This is a genomic window from Cytobacillus sp. GQ23 (genome assembly GCF_059758675.1).
Window position 1 is genome coordinate 23,667 of record NZ_JCAXER010000023.1, and the last position, 15,770, is coordinate 39,436.

The 15,770-nt window shown below is 44.0% G+C and carries 17 protein-coding genes; 14 read left to right on the forward strand and 3 right to left on the reverse strand.

All coding sequences use genetic code 11. The features are described from left to right. Positions 1-34: 34 nt before the first annotated feature. Positions 35-598, forward strand: coding sequence for a hypothetical protein (locus AC6CHU_RS18495; RefSeq protein ID WP_498122572.1), 564 nt, complete (start codon positions 35-37; stop codon positions 596-598). 65 nt (positions 599-663) lie between these two features. Next, positions 664-798 carry a BA3454 family stress response protein gene (locus tag AC6CHU_RS18500; protein ID WP_159871406.1) on the forward strand — a complete coding sequence of 45 codons (135 nt, stop codon included), beginning with the start codon at positions 664-666 and terminating at the stop codon, positions 796-798. 51 nt (positions 799-849) lie between these two features. On the opposite strand, the gene AC6CHU_RS18505 is transcribed toward AC6CHU_RS18500, so the two are convergent. Both AC6CHU_RS18505 and AC6CHU_RS18510 read right to left on the reverse strand, forming a co-directional pair. Beyond that, entirely contained in the window at positions 850-1,545 is a 696-nt protein-coding gene (locus AC6CHU_RS18505) for a hypothetical protein (protein ID WP_251284289.1), read from the reverse strand. A gap of 151 nt (positions 1,546-1,696) precedes the next feature. After that, positions 1,697-2,458: a general stress protein gene (locus AC6CHU_RS18510; protein WP_159871753.1), complete on the reverse strand. Its 762-nt coding sequence runs from the start codon at positions 2,456-2,458 to the stop codon at positions 1,697-1,699. 180 nt (positions 2,459-2,638) lie between these two features. Between AC6CHU_RS18510 and AC6CHU_RS18515 the strand changes: the two genes are divergently transcribed. The 12 genes from AC6CHU_RS18515 (at position 2,639) to AC6CHU_RS18570 (ending at position 14,964) form a co-directional block, all read left to right on the forward strand. Beyond that, positions 2,639-3,841 (forward strand): alanyl-tRNA editing protein, encoded by a 1,203-nt coding sequence (locus AC6CHU_RS18515; protein ID WP_498122573.1) that lies wholly within the window; start codon positions 2,639-2,641, stop codon positions 3,839-3,841. 156 nt (positions 3,842-3,997) lie between these two features. Continuing rightward, positions 3,998-4,315: a DUF3870 domain-containing protein gene (locus AC6CHU_RS18520; RefSeq protein ID WP_159871747.1), complete on the forward strand. Its 318-nt coding sequence runs from the start codon at positions 3,998-4,000 to the stop codon at positions 4,313-4,315. Positions 4,316-4,480: 165 nt separating this feature from the next. Continuing rightward, positions 4,481-5,305: a D-aminopeptidase DppA gene (gene dppA, locus AC6CHU_RS18525; RefSeq protein WP_498122574.1), complete on the forward strand. Its 825-nt coding sequence runs from the start codon at positions 4,481-4,483 to the stop codon at positions 5,303-5,305. A 13-nt stretch (positions 5,306-5,318) separates the two neighbouring features. Continuing rightward, positions 5,319-6,251: an ABC transporter permease gene (locus AC6CHU_RS18530; protein ID WP_159871741.1), complete on the forward strand. Its 933-nt coding sequence runs from the start codon at positions 5,319-5,321 to the stop codon at positions 6,249-6,251. Further along, positions 6,251-7,207 (forward strand): ABC transporter permease, encoded by a 957-nt coding sequence (locus AC6CHU_RS18535; protein ID WP_159871738.1) that lies wholly within the window; start codon positions 6,251-6,253, stop codon positions 7,205-7,207. Before AC6CHU_RS18530 ends, AC6CHU_RS18535 begins: the two co-directional genes overlap by 1 nt. 4 nt (positions 7,208-7,211) lie before the next feature. Next, positions 7,212-8,210 carry an ABC transporter ATP-binding protein gene (locus AC6CHU_RS18540; RefSeq protein WP_498122575.1) on the forward strand — a complete coding sequence of 333 codons (999 nt, stop codon included), beginning with the start codon at positions 7,212-7,214 and terminating at the stop codon, positions 8,208-8,210. 109 nt (positions 8,211-8,319) lie between these two features. After that, a complete protein-coding gene (locus tag AC6CHU_RS18545; RefSeq protein ID WP_498122576.1) occupies positions 8,320-9,948 on the forward strand; it encodes a peptide ABC transporter substrate-binding protein in 1,629 nt (542 codons plus the stop codon). 220 nt (positions 9,949-10,168) lie between these two features. After that, positions 10,169-11,089, forward strand: a complete 921-nt coding sequence (locus AC6CHU_RS18550) for an LD-carboxypeptidase (RefSeq protein WP_159871729.1) — start codon at positions 10,169-10,171, stop codon at positions 11,087-11,089. A 13-nt stretch (positions 11,090-11,102) separates the two neighbouring features. Beyond that, a complete protein-coding gene (locus tag AC6CHU_RS18555) occupies positions 11,103-12,209 on the forward strand; it encodes a dipeptide epimerase (protein WP_498122577.1) in 1,107 nt (368 codons plus the stop codon). Positions 12,210-12,234: 25 nt separating this feature from the next. After that, positions 12,235-13,164: a C40 family peptidase gene (locus AC6CHU_RS18560; protein WP_498122578.1), complete on the forward strand. Its 930-nt coding sequence runs from the start codon at positions 12,235-12,237 to the stop codon at positions 13,162-13,164. A 2-nt stretch (positions 13,165-13,166) separates the two neighbouring features. Beyond that, complete coding sequence (locus tag AC6CHU_RS18565; protein WP_498122579.1) at positions 13,167-14,177, forward strand: ABC transporter ATP-binding protein; 1,011 nt, start codon at positions 13,167-13,169, stop codon at positions 14,175-14,177. Position 14,178: 1 nt separating this feature from the next. Continuing rightward, the gene (locus AC6CHU_RS18570; protein ID WP_498122580.1) at positions 14,179-14,964 is read left to right on the forward strand and encodes a serine hydrolase; all 786 of its coding nucleotides are present in this window, start codon (positions 14,179-14,181) and stop codon (positions 14,962-14,964) included. Positions 14,965-15,010: 46 nt separating this feature from the next. Here the strand turns inward: AC6CHU_RS18570 and AC6CHU_RS18575 are convergent, their stop codons facing one another. After that, a complete protein-coding gene (locus AC6CHU_RS18575; RefSeq protein ID WP_159871713.1) occupies positions 15,011-15,736 on the reverse strand; it encodes a YqcI/YcgG family protein in 726 nt (241 codons plus the stop codon). Positions 15,737-15,770 lie beyond the last annotated feature (34 nt).

The following is a 15,770-nucleotide window of genomic DNA, read 5'->3' on the forward strand; positions in this document are numbered from 1 at the left end:
CAGAATCGTAATGATGAATAAGGAGGCGGGTGTGATGAAACTGCTATTCGAGGTCGTTTTTCTTTTATTTATGATCTATTTCAGCTATCACTACATAGTACTTATAACCAAAATGAAGAAAGCTGCCCTTTTTCCTTCAGTAAAAGATGATCTGAAAGCCGTCAGGAAATTCCCCCAAAAAACATCGGATAGCCCTGTGATCACCAAGAACAAACTCGGGCTTACTATGTATGCTGTCATGCTGGTATTTCTAAGCGCAATGTTTATATTCGGTAAATATATTATGGAATTCAGCTGGACCTATCTCTATCTAATGTTTATCCCTTTAATGAACGCCAAAGATCTCCTGAATGTATTTGCGGTATATGATGATGGCTTTATAAGCGGAAGCAGGTTTGTTCCATGGAAAAAACTAAAATCCTTCCATTTTAAAAAGATAGATTTAAATCACAAATACTATGGCTATTCTCAGGAAGTAAATGAAGGCTATGAACTTATCCTTAAAACAAAAATGGCCAGCCACAGCCTGGCTGTAACAGAAGAGGAAATGAAAGAAAGGCTTGTTCATATCTTCGAAGAGCGGATGAAAACAGGCTAGAGAAGTTTTAAAATGCCCTTTTGTTGGTATTTATAAAGTAAACCATCACGAAAGGATCAGGAAAAATGAAAGAAATTACAGTAACGGTTGACTATGAAGGGTTAAAATATCAAACAAATATCATTACAAATAAAGAAGCCTGCGAGGATGAAATACGCAAGCAGGCGGAAGATCAGATCAGAAGACAGTTGAATAATTAAGAGTAAAAATGAACCCCCTTAATCAGCGAGATAAGGGGGTTTAATATAGGATCAGCGGAGCTTTTGATTTAGTTTCTGCTGAAGCATTTCAATTTTATTTGGCAGGACAAATAAGTACTCTATTAAACTCTCCAGGAGCTCCATCAGCAGAGCGGCCATTTCCTGATCAATATCCTTTTCAAGATCGAGCATCTCGTAAAAGGGACTGCCAGGCTGCGCCAGCTGGCTTAATGACTGAAGGGGCTTTGCTAAATCAACATGGTTTGGCAGCTGTTCAAACTGCTTTGACAGGTTTTGCCCTTTGACCTCTTCACCGAGGAAGTTTTTTAATATGCTCTCAAGGACCCGCTTTGACATCACAGCTGTTGCCACCGTATCTCTGGAATAGCTGACATTTAGAGCTGACTTGTAGGCACGTGTCAGATCTCCAGGCACTTCCTTTATTTTCTCCAGCTGAGTCAGGAGCTCCTTCGCAGAGTTAGGATCATAGATATAGAGGATTGTCTCATCGCTGGACTGGCCGGCCTCATTAAGAATCATGATAAAGACGGATTCTTTCTTACAGGCAGAACAATTTCCATGGGAAAGAATGCTTGATTTGCTGGTATGATTATAATTTGCTTTAATCGTAAAATGGCCCGGTTTGCTGCATTTTGGGCACTCGCACTGGACACTTGATGGCAGCTTCCGATAGCCAAATTGACTATGAGAAATAACTTGCGCCGGCAACACTCTTCTCACTATCATTTCCCCCCGATAGATTACTATTTTTCCATTCCATTACAATTAAGTATAACTTTGAAAAACAGGAGGAAAAAGATGAAAAATATGGAACTTTTCCGATTTTTATAATAAACAAAAAAAGCTGCTCCCACATGGGGAAGCAGCTCTTTTTCCATTATCCTTTATAAGGGTTATTGCGGTTATCCCTATTGTTAAAATCATATGCATCTCGATAGCGGGTATCGACATCATCGTTATAGGCTGAAACAGTCCGGTCATCTGTTTCCAATTCTTCAGGATTTCCGCTCAGCGGACGGTTTAGATCCAGATTTTCATCTGTCCAGACACCGCTGCTGTTTCTGGTGTTATCCTTAAATGCATTCGTTCCGCGGTCAATTTCCCCAGGGTTTAAAGGATCAGCATTTGTATAAGTGGTGCGGTCACCATCCAAAACGGAACGGTCCGCATTTGTATAACCGTCAGTAAAGTCTGCAGACTTCGTTTCAGGATCGACTAACACAAGGATTTTTCCTGATTTGACATCTGCTTCATAGCGATGTGCTTCCTCTTCAGGAATGCCCATTCCAATAAGAGCTCCGGCAATGCCGCCTGCGCCTGCACCAACAGCAGCTCCTGTTAATGTCGCAGCAATTGGTCCAGCTGCCACAATTGGCCCGATTCCGGGGATCGCCAATGCGCCAACACCGGCCAGAAGACCTGTTAATCCTCCCAAAACACCGCCAGTTGCCGCTCCGGCAGCTAATCCTTCTTCTGTTTTTGTGCCTGTTTCTTCTGTAACGGCCTCCACATCGTCTTTATTTTTGCTGATTACAGAAATATCTTCAGGCCGGTATCCTTCTGCTCTTAATTTTTCAACCGCTTGAATAGCTTCGTGTTCTGTATCATATGCACCTACTATATGCTTGTTTGTTGCCATGTTCATCATCCTCCTTAACAATTTTTGTTTATCTATTCGTGTACATACCTTTTTCCTCACGGACATAAACCGCGTGGATAAAATTACTAGTAAATCTCCCTTGACTGCTAAGCGGCTTGACCTCTAACTGGATAATAGGTAGTTTAAAACTAGACAAGACATAAGGAAGGCGGATTCTCTTTGAAAAAACTTTATTATGAAGACCCATATATCAAAACATTTGAAACAGAACTTGTATATCAGGCAGCAGACGAAAAGGAAAGAGTATATGCCGTCCTGAAAGAAACGGCCTTTTATCCGACTGGCGGAGGACAGCCTCATGATGAGGGGGCACTCAATAACATAAAAGTGGTAGATGTCGAAGAAGTGGAAGGGGAAATCCGGCATTATTTAGAAGGAGAATTGGACACCTCCACAACAGAAGTGTCAGGAGAAATCGATTGGAAACGGCGGTTTGATCATATGCAGCAGCATGCCGGCCAGCATATTTTATCAGCTGCATTTGAAGAGCTTTACGGATATAAAACAGTCAGCTTTCATTTAGGCAGAGAAACATTAACCATTGATTTGGAGATCAGTGAACTGCCCGCTGAGCATGCAGAGGAAGCAGAAAGGCTGGCTAATGCCATCATTCTTGAGAACCGCCCAATTGAATCGAAGTGGGTAAGTGCAGAGGAAGCCTCCGAATTTCCTCTCCGCAAGAAGCTGTCTGTCAGTGAAGATATTCGGCTTGTGATCATTCCGGAGTTTGATTATAACGGATGCGGCGGAACACATCCGACTTCAACCGGCCAGGTATCCGGTGTGAAAATATTGGACTGGGAGCGCCAAAAAAAGAAAATTCGCGTACAGTTTGTCTGCGGCAGCAGGATACTAGCGCAGCTTCAGACCAAATATGAAATCACCCGAAATCTTAGCCAGCTCCTAAATGCACCAGAGAAGGAGCTGCCTTCGGCGGCGAGCCGTTTGATTGAAAATGGGAAGGACCTGGAGAAGCAGCTGGAAGAAGCAAAGGAGACCCTTTTGGCTTTTGAGGCAAAAGAATTGTACACAGCAGAAGAAGGAGAGTATGTCAGCCAAGTCTTTAAGGGGCGTACCATTCAGGAGCTGCAGAAACTGGCGCGCTTAATCGCTTCACAATCGGAAAATGCCGATGTAATCCTAATTAATGAGACTGCAGATAAACTTCAATTTGTCTGTGCCAAGGGAGCAGATTCGGAATCTGATATGAAGAGCCTTTCAGCAGAACTTTTGCAGAAAATTAACGGCAAAGGCGGCGGGAATCCTCAATTTGCACAGGGTGGCGGAGAAAAGCTCATGAGCGGGGAGGACCTGCTGCAGTATGCATTGAGACTTGCAGGCCAAAAGGGATATAAAGGATAGGTTTAATTGATAAAATATTTAGAAAAGTATTGAAAAGTGATTGTAATAAAGCCTCTGTTGTATTACAATTTTGGTACGGGCCATGCATTATAATGAATGTTTATGATAACCTCATAAACGCCTCATATAATATCCGGGTCTGCAGGAGGCAAGTTCATGTACAGACAAAATACCGTCTACATCATCGGAGACAGCAAAACATCATTGAACAATCCGATTATGCAAAAATACAACGGCTTCTTTATCGGTCTTGTGATCGACAGGGAAACAGATGAAATTGTAGATGCTGAATGTTCATCTACTATCAACTTAACTTCATTATTTATTAAATCTCTATTTGTCGGCAAATCCATACTCGAAGCAGACAAGGTAATGGAAGAAATTGAAGGCCGCTATTTCGGCTCCTCACAAAAGGCCCTAATGGTTGCCTTTAAAAATGCCCATATAAAATATACACAAATTTTGAATAAGTAAAGCTGCTTTTTCTGTTTTCCGCAGATGAAATCCAGCTATCAGAGAATATCTCCGATAGCTGGATTTTTTTGTATTTAGCTTTTATGAAAATTCAATTTACAGAAAATATGAAAATAACTTACAATATAGAAAACTATAATAATATAATTTTTTGGGGGATTCGAAATGAAGCTTTATTTATCGGTTGATATGGAGGGAATTACGGGTCTGGCGGATCATACTCATGTCGGCTCATCGAAGCACAATTATGAACGCAGCAGGATAATTATGACGGACGAAGCAAACCATGTGGTGACAGCTGCCTTTGAAGAAGGCTGCAGTGAGGTGATTGTCAATGACAGCCACTCAAAAATGAACAATCTGCTGATCGAAAGAATGCACCCTGAGACTCAGCTGATTACTGGTGATGTTAAGCCATATTCAATGGTTCAGGGCCTGGATTCAAGCTTTAGCGGAGCCATGTTTGTTGGATATCATGCACGTGCTTCCATGAGAGGTGTAATGTCCCACTCTATGATTTTTGGTGTAAGGCATATGTATATTAATGATCATGCTATCGGAGAAATGGGCTTCAATGCCTATGTGGCTGGCTATCATGGCGTTCCTGTCCTAATGGTGGCCGGAGATGACCAGGCGGCATTGGAAGCAGAGAAATTAATCTCGAATGTGACAACAGCCGTTGTCAAAGAGACGATATCCCGTTCAGCGGTGAAATCGCTTACTCCGACGAAGGCCGGCCAGCTTTTAAGAGAAAAGGCGGCAGAAGCGCTTAGCAAAAGGGAGCTTGTCAAACCGCTCGTGCCCCCGGAAAACCCTGTGTTGAAAATTGAATTTGCCAATTATGGCCAGGCTGAGTGGGCTGCTTTAATGCCTGGTGCAGAGATAGAAGTAAATACAACCATCGTCCGCTATCAGGCTAAAGATATTCTTGAAGCATACCAGGCTATGCTCGTGATGACTGAGCTGGCCATGAGAACTACATTCTGTTAGGAAGTGTTAATGAATGACTGGATACATAATAAAACGCCTCATCGCAATGGTCGTCACACTTTGGTTCATTATCACTCTGACTTTTTTCTTAATGCATTCCGTACCCGGATCGCCTTTTAATGAAGAAAGAAACACCAGTGAAGCGGTCCAGCGGAACCTGGAGAAATTCTATCATTTGGATGAACCTTTGTATGTCCAATATGGGATGTACTTGAAATCGGTTGTGACGTTTGACTTCGGGCCATCTATTAAAAAATCCTCCCAGACGGTTAATGAAATGCTCGGAAGGGGCTTTCCGGTGTCGTTTGAACTGGGAATCGTTACATTGACCGTGGCGGTTTTCTCAGGAATTGCCCTCGGAATCATAGCAGCTCTCCGGCACAATGGCTTTATTGATTATTTAGCGATGACCATTGCAGTTCTGGGAATATCCGTTCCAAACTTTGTGCTTGCCACACTATTGATTCAGCAGCTTGCTGTCAACCTGGCAATCCTTCCTGTGGCTACCTGGTCTAGCCCGAAGCATATGATTCTGCCGACTCTGGCGCTTGCGACCGGTCCAATGGCGATCATCGCCCGGCTGACAAGATCAAGCATGCTGGAAGTCCTGACACAGGATTACATCAAAACAGCCAAAGCTAAAGGTCTGTCACCGGTGAAAATTGTTTTTAAACACGCACTCAGAAATGCTCTTCTGCCTGTCGTAACTGTAATGGGATCGCTGGCAGCGAGCATTTTGACAGGCACTTTTGTTATTGAAAAAATATTTGCCATTCCCGGAATGGGAAAGTATTTCGTTGAAAGTATCAATACACGTGATTATCCCGTCATAATGGGAACCACCGTTTTTTACAGCTCGATACTGATTATCATGCTGTTTTTGGTGGACATTGCCTACGGGGTTCTGGACCCAAGAATTAAGCTTCATAAAAAGGAGGCGAGCTAATGGAACTGCGCAAACAGCATGATAACCGCAACCTTGCACCCGATATTCCGGATGATTGGTTTGTGCCAAAGGCCAAAGACGAGAATGAAGCGGAAGCAGTTGTAAGGCCAAGCCTCTCTTATTGGCAGGATGCGTGGCGCCGGCTTTTGAAAAACAAGCTGGCGATGGCAGGACTATTCTTTCTTATTGCTTTAGCCTTTATGGCTATATTTGGCCCGATGATTTCTCCGCATAGTGTATCCCAGCAGTCATTGACCAATCAGAATCTTCCGCCATCTTCAAAATACTGGTTCGGAACAGATGAGTTAGGCCGGGATGTTTTTGCAAGAACATGGTATGGAGCCAGGATCTCCTTATTCGTTGGAATCGTGGCAGCCATGATTGATTTTGCAATCGGGGTCATTTACGGCGGTATTGCCGGCTATAAAGGCGGCAGAACAGATAATGCCATGATGAGGGTAGTTGAGATACTTTATGGACTTCCATATTTGCTGGTTGTTATTTTAATCAGCGTCGTAATGGGGCCGGGTTTGTTCACCATTATATTCGCCCTTTCCGTAACAGGCTGGATTGGGATGGCCCGGATTGTCCGCGGACAGGTTCTGCAGATCAAAAACTATGAATTTGTATTGGCATCAAAGACGTTCGGAACAAAAACATCGAGGATTATAAAGAAAAACCTGCTGCCGAACACAATGGGACCTATCATTGTACAGATGACTTTAACAGTGCCATCGGCCATCTTTGCAGAGGCGTTCCTGAGTTTTCTGGGATTAGGCATTCAGCCGCCTTTTGCCAGCTGGGGCTCCATGGCAAGTGATGGGCTGTCTACCATTCTGTCAGGTCACTGGTGGCGCCTGTTCTTCCCTGCCTTTTTCATCTCCTTGACCATGTTTTCATTTAATGTGCTTGGAGACGGATTGCAGGATGCCCTCGATCCGAAGTTAAGGAGGTAGCAGCATGGAGAAAGTACTTGAAGTAAAAGACCTGCAAGTCACATTTACCACTTATGGCGGGGAAGTCCAGGCTGTAAGGGGTGTATCATTTGATCTCTACAAGGGAGAAACCCTTGCTATTGTGGGTGAATCAGGCTGCGGGAAAAGTGTGACCTCCCAGAGCATCATGCGGCTGATTCCATCACCTCCCGGGAGAATAGCAGATGGCGCTGTCCTCTTTAAAGGGAAGGACCTGACAAAGCTAAAAGAATCAGAAATGCGGGATATCCGCGGTGCTGACATTTCGATGATCTTTCAGGATCCCATGACAGCTTTAAACCCTACGATTACCATCGGGGAGCAAATTATAGAAGGAATTATGCAGCATGAAACCATATCAAGGCAGGATGCCCGCAAAAAGGCCCTAGAGATGCTGAATTTAGTTGGAATTCCAAATCCATCCGAAAGATTGAAGCATTATCCGCACCAATTCAGTGGAGGGATGAGGCAGCGAATTGTAATTGCCATGGCACTTGTCTGTGAGCCGGAAGTGCTGATTGCCGATGAGCCCACCACTGCACTAGATGTGACGATTCAAGCGCAAATATTAGATTTGTTTAAAGATATCCAGAAGAAAACCGAAGTATCCATCATTATCATAACCCATGACCTGGGGGTTGTCGCTCAAGTAGCCGACCGCATTGCTGTCATGTATGCAGGGAAAATCGTGGAGGCCGGAGAACGAAGGGAAATTTTCTATAATCCTCAGCATCCCTATACAAAGGGTCTGCTGAAATCCGTTCCCCGCCTTGACCTGGATGGATCCGATCTTATTCCCATCGGCGGATCGCCGCCGGATCTGTTCGCTCCCCCGGCTGGGTGCCCATTTGCTGCCCGCTGCGGATACGCAATGGAGGTATGTGACCGTGTTTATCCCTACAAAACACATCTAAGCCGTGATCATCATGTTGATTGCTGGCTCCAGGATGAACGGGCACAGAAAATGCTTGCGAGTGTAAAATAGGTTTTTCCTTTCGCAGTGCCGGACCCGGTACAGTGAAAGTTATGACTCTATCAGCTGTCAGACAGGCATCTGGTAGATAAAGAAATATATCTTAAGAGGGGGAAAAAGAATGAGAAAGTTTTTATCGCTGCTGCTTGCAGGTGTATTGCTATTTGTCATGGCAGCCTGTACGGCAAATGAAAATGCCGGCAAAGAAACAGACAGCAAGAATGATGGCAAGAAAGAAGAAGAAAGTGCTGAAAAAGTCCTTTATTTGAACAATGGCCAGGAGCCGACTTCGTTTGACCCTCCAATCGGCTTTGACTCTGTTTCATGGACTGCACTGAACAACTTGATGGAAGGCTTGACCCGTCTTGGAAAAGATCATGAACCAGAAGCCGCAATTGCTGAAAAATGGGATGTTTCAGAAGACGGAAAGACTTATACCTTTCATATCCGTGAAGACGCAAAATGGTCTAATGGCGACCCTGTAACTGCAGGTGACTTTGAATTTGCATGGAAACGCCTTTTAAATCCAGATACAGGATCTTCAGCCGCTTTTCTCGGCTATTTCATTGAAGGCGGAGAAGCTTATAATAATGGGGAAGGATCACCTGATGATGTAAAAGTAAAAGCTGTTGATGACAAAACCTTTGAAGTTACTCTTGTTAGTGCGCAGGCTTACTTCTTAAGTGTAATTACCAACCCTGCGTTCTTCCCAATTAACGAAAAAGTTGCAACAGAAAATCCGAAGTGGTTTGCTGAAGCGGAATCTTTTGTGGGCAACGGTCCTTTCAACCTGACAGAATGGGAACATGACAGCCACTTTGTTATGGAGAAAAATGATCAGTACTGGGATGCTGAGACTGTAAAACTGGAAAAAATTCATTGGGCCATCATTGATGATACAAATACAGAATATCAAATGTACCAGTCTGGAGAACTGGATGTATCCGATGTGCCTTCTGAGCTGAGTGAGCAGCTGCTGGGAGAAGCAAAAGTTGAAGACCAGGCTGGAGATTATTTCTATCGATTTAATGTAAACATGGAGCCTTTCCAGAATCAAAACATTCGTAAAGCATTTGCGATGGCAGTGGATCAGCAGCAAATTGTTGATTTCGTTACAAAGAATGGTGAAAAGCCGGCATACGGATTTGTTTCTTATGGTTTTGCTGACCCTTCAGGAAAAGATTTCCGTGAAGCTTCAGGAGATCTTGTAAAAACAAATGTGGAAGAAGCGAAGGCATTGCTTGAAAAAGGTATGAAGGAAGAAGGATATGATAAGCTTCCGGAAGTTACCTTAACTTATAGCACGGATGATACACACAAAAAAATTGCTGAAGCACTTCAGCAAATGTTCAAAGAAAATCTTGGTGTGGAAGTAAAGCTTGCCAACATGGAGTGGAATGTATTCTCTGAAGAACAAAAAGCGCTTAAATTCCAATTATCACGCAGTTCATTCCTTGCTGACTATGCAGACCCTATCAACTTCCTTGAAAACTTCCAGACAGGTCATTCCATGAACCGCACTGGCTGGAGCAATGAAAAGTTCGATCAGCTGATCAAAGATGCGAAAAATGAGGCAGACGAAGCAAAGCGTTTCGAACTGATGTATGAAGCAGAAAAAATCTTATTTGAAGAAATGCCGATTATCCCTATCCATTTCTACAACCAGGTTTATCTCTATAATGATGCTGTTTCAGGAATTGTCCGCCATCCGGTTGGATACATGGAGCTTAAATGGGCAGATAAGAAGTAATGCTTCTTCGGCTTGATGTGAAAGTGACAGGAAAAGGGATGTTCGTGTGAACATCCCTTTTTTAAAGTAAAAGTCTGCTTGCGCGTTTCGAGATTATTTCCCGAAAAATAATACATTTTCCCGAATCTTAGCTTATATCCTCGACAATTATTTCATTTCCCAAACAATGCTTTTGCTGCAGGAGCATATAATGCTAATAAAACTTAAAGGATGTGACAGCATGGCAATCAAACCTCAGCGCCTGAAAAAAGGTGATGCAATTGGAATTATAGCACCGGCAAGCCCACCCAATCAGGAGAACCTGAAACGATCACTGTCTTTTTTGGATGAACTTGGTGTAAAGGTAAAGATGGGCGAGCATGTAAAAGATCAATATGGTTACCTGGCCGGGAAGGATGAAGACCGTCTGGCGGATTTACATAGCATGTTTGCGGATAAAGAAGTCAGAGCCATCATTTGTGCTGGCGGCGGTTATGGAACCGGAAGAATTGCGTCTCAGATTGACTACAATCTGATTAAAGAAAACCCGAAAATTTTCTGGGGATACAGTGATATAACATTCCTGCACACCGCCATTCGCCAGCAGACAGGATTGGTTACCTTCCATGGGCCAATGCTCGCCTCTGATATTGGCAAAGAAGGTGCGGATCCGCTATCCCGGCAATATTTCAGGCAGCTATTTGAGCCGGTAACACTTGACTATCCTGCAGGAATATCAGAACTGGAGACAATGGTGGACGGGAGGGCCACGGGGATCTTAACGGGCGGAAACCTGTCACTTTTGGCCAGTACAATCGGAACACCATTTGAAATTGATACGAAAGATAAACTTGTGCTTATTGAAGACATCAACGAAGAGCCCCGTGCAGTCGACCGCATGCTAAACCAGCTGCATATGGCCGGAAAGCTCGCGGATGCGGCCGGCTTTATCATAGGGGACTTTAATAATTGCGTTCCGGAAAGAGAACTTTCCCTGGAATTGGATGAAGTGCTGGATACGTATATCAAAAGGGTGAAAAAGCCTGCTGTAAAAGGCTTTCATATCGGCCATTGCTCTCCGCATATTTCTGTGCCATTAGGCGTAAGGGCAGAATTGGATGCAGCCGGTAAAAAGCTGACAATCGAAAGCGGAGTTAAGTAAAAGGGTGGTATAGATGAAAATATACACAATTGAAACATTCAGAGCTGCGGTACCACTGAAAAAACCATTTAAAACGGCTTTAAGAACAGTTGAGACAGCTGAAACGATTGTTGTGAAAGTAACATGCGATAACGGAATAGCGGGGTGGGGAGAAGCACCTCCCACTGTGGTGATCACTGGAGACAGCCTATCAAGCATAGAGTCAGCCATTCATCATGTATTAAAGCCTATGCTGGTCAATAAGAGTCTTCTAAACTATGAGGAAATTTTCCAGGGGATTCAATCCGCTTTAATAGGAAATTCAAGTGCAAAGGCAGCAGTGGATATGGCATTGTACGATTGTCTTGCACAGCAATGCAAACTGCCCCTCTACCAATTCCTGGGCGGCCATAAAAATGAGGTAGAGACCGATTATACGGTAAGCGTCAATGGTCCTGAGGAAATGGGTGAAGATGCGGTTTCCTATGTGCAGCAAGGCTTCGATGTCCTTAAGGTAAAGGTCGGCAAGGATGATATTTTAACAGATATAGAGAGAATACGGGAAATCCGCACCCGGGTAGGATCAAAGATAAAAATCCGCCTGGATGCCAATCAGGGATGGAAGCCAAAGGATGCTATTTACGCCATCCGGAAAATGGAAGCACTGGACTTGAATATTGAGCTTGTGGAACAGCCGGTAAAGGCATGGGATATAGAGGGGCTTAAGCAGGTTACAGATGCAGTTGGTACACCGATTATGGCAGATGAAAGTGTCTTTTCCCCGAAGCAGGCATTTGAAGTCATTAAAACCCGAAGTGCTGATTTGATTAATATCAAGCTGATGAAATCAGGGGGCATTTATCAGGCGCAGATTATTAATCAGCTCGCTGAAGTTTGCGGGATGGAATGCATGGTTGGCAGCATGATTGAAACCAAAATTGGTATTACGGCTGCAGCCCACTTTGCCGCCAGCAAAAAGAATATAACCCGCTTTGATTTTGACGCCCCATTGATGATGGCAAAAGAAATTGTAGAAGGCGGAATCCGTTATTCAGGCCGCAAAATTACCCTGCCATCTGAACCGGGTCTTGGCATCAGAAATGTATCCTTAGCAGTGAACCAGCAGGAATTGACATCCTGACAATTTTAAAGAGGAGGAATTCGTTTTGGGAAATCAGAAAAAGTGGCTTGTCTCTGTTCCTGCTGCAACCCTGTGGACAGCAAGCGATTCACCGAGAGAAATAGACCTTGAGGCCATCACGAATCCAGTTAACCTGGATTCGTGGCTTGAAAAACTCACCTATGAACCCCGCCTGGAGCTTTGCAACGGGAATCTGGTACAGTCACAAGTTTTATACGGAGAAGAAGTGATTGTGCTGGAGGAGAAGGAAGGGTGGGTACATATTGCTGTCCCTAGCCAGCCTTCATCAAAGGATGAAAGAGGATACCCCGGCTGGATCCCGAAAGTCCAGCTGGCTCAGAATGAAGACTGGAAGTTTAAAAGTGGAAAGGCCGCTGTCATCCAAAATAAAAAAGCAGCACTCTATTCTATTGAGAGAGAGCCAAAACTAGTTCTAAGCTATCAAACTATCCTTCCGGTATTAAAAGAAGATAACGAATGGATCCAGGTGCAGACTCCTGAAGGAGAAGGTTATTTAAAATCTGCTGACGTGAAGGTCTTTGAATCAATCGAGGCTATACCCATAGGCAGCGGTCAAGATATCATCACTGCGGGGGAACAATTCTTGGGTCTGCCTTATTTATGGGGCGGCATGAGCAGCTTTGGATATGACTGTTCAGGGTTCAGCTATTCAATGTGCAAAGCAAATGGAGTGATCATTCCCCGTGATGCCCATGATCAGGCGGAAGCGGGAAAACCGGTCGAACTTGATTCCATTGAACCCGGGGACTTATTGTTTTTTGCTTATGAAGAAGGGAAGGGCAAACTCCATCATGTAGGCATCTATTATGGTGATGGAAAGCTGCTTCATTCTCCTAATACCGGTAAAAATATCGAGATAATAGACTTAAAGGATACTATTTATGAAAAGGAACTATGCGCAGCTAGACGCTACTGGCAAGAGACGGGGGAATAAACATGGCAAATGAAGCACTTCTGCAGGTCAACAATCTAAAAAAGCATTTTTCAATGGGGAAAGGACAAACTCTGAAGGCAGTTGATGATGTCTCCTTTCATATTAAAAAAGGAGAAACATTCGGGATTGTAGGTGAATCCGGCTGCGGAAAATCAACAGCAGGACGTACGATTATTGGCTTATATAACCGTACAGAAGGCGAAGTCCTTTATGACGGAAAAAATGTTCATACCATGACAGAAAAAGAGAGGTTTGCTTTTCACAAAAAAATGCAGATGATCTTTCAGGATCCCTATGCATCATTAAATCCGCGTTCTACCGTCCAGGAAATTATTTCTGAGCCCATGGAGGTCCATGGATTATATCCAAATAAGAAAGAGCGGCTGGAGCGGGTCTATCAGCTCCTGGAAGATGTAGGCCTTAACCGCGATCATGCCAACCGCTATCCGCATGAATTCAGCGGCGGACAGAGGCAAAGGATAGGAATTGCCCGCGCTTTAGCACTTGATCCGGAATTCATTATTGCAGACGAGCCAATCTCAGCGCTGGATGTATCGGTACAAGCCCAGGTGGTGAACCTGCTTAAGGGCCTCCAAAAGAAAAAAGGCCTGACCTACTTATTTATCGCCCATGATCTCTCGATGGTTAAGCATATCAGCGACAGAATTGGGGTTATGTATTTGGGGAATTTAGTGGAACTGACCACAAGCGAAAACTTATATAAAAATCCGCTTCACCCTTATACACAGGCCCTGCTGTCTGCTATTCCCATTCCTGACCCTGATGTCGAGGATCACCGGGAAAGAATCATTTTGGAAGGGGAACTCCCAAGTCCGATGAATCCGCCTAGCGGCTGCGTATTCCGCACACGCTGCCCTTATGCGATGGAGGCATGTGCTTCCATGAAGCCTGAGTGGCAGGAGATTGAGAAGGATCACTTTGTGGCCTGCCATTTATATAATGAAAAAGTAACGGGCGACCATAACCGGCCTCAAGTGGTGGCAGCGAAATAAAATGGACTTTCATACTCTCAAAGCGGGAACTCTTAAATTGGCCAGCAGCTGTGAAGGCCGCGTTGCCTTATATATTCATACAGAGGATGGCTTCATTGAAAAAGATGCTGATGCTGTATTCTCTTCAGCAAGCTTAATAAAGGTGCCGATTTTACTCGCGGGACTTTTACAGGCAGAGAAAGGGCTGCTGCAGCTTGAGGATGAAGTGGAGGTTACTGCTTCTGCCCGGGTCGGCGGATCAGGTGTATTGCAGGCAATGGCGCGGGATTTGAAGATCAAGGTGACAGACTTATTGACACTTATGATTATCGTGTCTGATAATACCGCGACTAATCTTATCATTGAGCTGCTGGGTATGGAGAAAACCAATCAGTTAATCAAAACTTTAGGATTTAATAACACATCATTAAACAGAAAGATGATGGATTTTGCAGCACTGAAAAAAGGAACGGATAACACCACGACTGCAAGGGATATGGCATATGGCATAAAGGCTTTGGCAGAGCAAAAGCTTCTATCAGGGAAGTATACTGAAAAAGCACTGTATATATTGGAAAACCAGCAGTTTAAAAATAAACTGGCCAATACGATAGAAACGGAAAAAATCAAAGTTGCCAGCAAAACAGGCGAACTGCCCGGAATAGAGCATGATTGCGCCATATTTACCCATAAAGGAAAAACAGTCTATGCTGCAGTACTTGTGGACAGGCTCGAAAATCAGTCAGCGGGTAAAAAAGTACTGTCCGCAATCGGAAACCGTATTAGTCAATATATTACACATAAATAAGGAACCGCTCACTGGGAACGGTTCTTTATTTGTGTAAAACAGCGATTTATTTATGGTGAAAAGGGCATTTCCCTTCAATTGGCTTAATGTCATCACCGATGAAGTATTGTTTCCACTCGCGGTGTTCAGGATCGCCATAGTGGCTGATATTTGGATGGGTAGGAAGGCCATCCCATTTTTCAACGCGTTCTCTTACTTTCTCCCTGGACATGACGCCGCCTTTAGAGGTACCCTCAAGTCCTTCAAAAATGCGGCGAGGCTGAAATCCGAGCACAAGACTATTGCCCAGATCCCTCGTTTTACGCTGCTTGTAGGCAGGCGCATTGCCAAACACAAAGAAGGGCTCCTCCGCAAAAGAAAACGCCCATAAATGATGGTCCGGATCGGTCGGGTAATCCTTCGGCCAAGGCTTTGTATCAACCTTATGCAAATACTGAAGGATATTCCAGAAATTCTCTCTGTAATGCTCAAGCGGCTTTTCATCTTTTTCCGGCTCCACAAAAACAAACAGCCCATGACGAATAAGCTTTGGTGCATCAAAAAGCTCAATGAAAGATTCAAGAGCTTCCGGCAGATTAGACCAGTCCTCCTGTGTAATATAGGCATATCTCAACTCACCGCGCTTTTCGGCAGTCATTCCAAAATAGCATGGGAAGGTTGTATCTGTAACCGTATCATGAAACGTCTTATATTCTTGAATAACCCACTCAGGCACAATATCGGGGTTCGTCATATCTTCTTTTGTTAATAGAAACTTACTGGCAGTTTTCATTTTTTCACCTCAGGTTAATGGACTTATGAAATAT

Bases quoted from the DNA above. Each gene is read 5' to 3' on its own strand.
- AC6CHU_RS18495 (WP_498122572.1), top strand. From the start codon at position 35: ATGAAACTGCTATTCGAGGTCGTTTTTCTTTTATTTATGATCTATTTC.
- AC6CHU_RS18500 (WP_159871406.1), top strand. From the start codon at position 664: ATGAAAGAAATTACAGTAACGGTTGACTATGAAGGGTTAAAATATCAA.
- AC6CHU_RS18505 (WP_251284289.1), bottom strand. From the start codon at position 1,545: ATGATAGTGAGAAGAGTGTTGCCGGCGCAAGTTATTTCTCATAGTCAA.
- AC6CHU_RS18510 (WP_159871753.1), bottom strand. From the start codon at position 2,458: ATGGCAACAAACAAGCATATAGTAGGTGCATATGATACAGAACACGAA.
- AC6CHU_RS18520 (WP_159871747.1), top strand. From the start codon at position 3,998: ATGTACAGACAAAATACCGTCTACATCATCGGAGACAGCAAAACATCA.
- dppA (WP_498122574.1), top strand. From the start codon at position 4,481: ATGAAGCTTTATTTATCGGTTGATATGGAGGGAATTACGGGTCTGGCG.
- AC6CHU_RS18530 (WP_159871741.1), top strand. From the start codon at position 5,319: ATGACTGGATACATAATAAAACGCCTCATCGCAATGGTCGTCACACTT.
- AC6CHU_RS18535 (WP_159871738.1), top strand. From the start codon at position 6,251: ATGGAACTGCGCAAACAGCATGATAACCGCAACCTTGCACCCGATATT.
- AC6CHU_RS18540 (WP_498122575.1), top strand. From the start codon at position 7,212: ATGGAGAAAGTACTTGAAGTAAAAGACCTGCAAGTCACATTTACCACT.
- AC6CHU_RS18545 (WP_498122576.1), top strand. From the start codon at position 8,320: ATGAGAAAGTTTTTATCGCTGCTGCTTGCAGGTGTATTGCTATTTGTC.
- AC6CHU_RS18550 (WP_159871729.1), top strand. From the start codon at position 10,169: ATGGCAATCAAACCTCAGCGCCTGAAAAAAGGTGATGCAATTGGAATT.
- AC6CHU_RS18555 (WP_498122577.1), top strand. From the start codon at position 11,103: ATGAAAATATACACAATTGAAACATTCAGAGCTGCGGTACCACTGAAA.
- AC6CHU_RS18565 (WP_498122579.1), top strand. From the start codon at position 13,167: ATGGCAAATGAAGCACTTCTGCAGGTCAACAATCTAAAAAAGCATTTT.
- AC6CHU_RS18570 (WP_498122580.1), top strand. From the start codon at position 14,179: ATGGACTTTCATACTCTCAAAGCGGGAACTCTTAAATTGGCCAGCAGC.
- AC6CHU_RS18575 (WP_159871713.1), bottom strand. From the start codon at position 15,736: ATGAAAACTGCCAGTAAGTTTCTATTAACAAAAGAAGATATGACGAAC.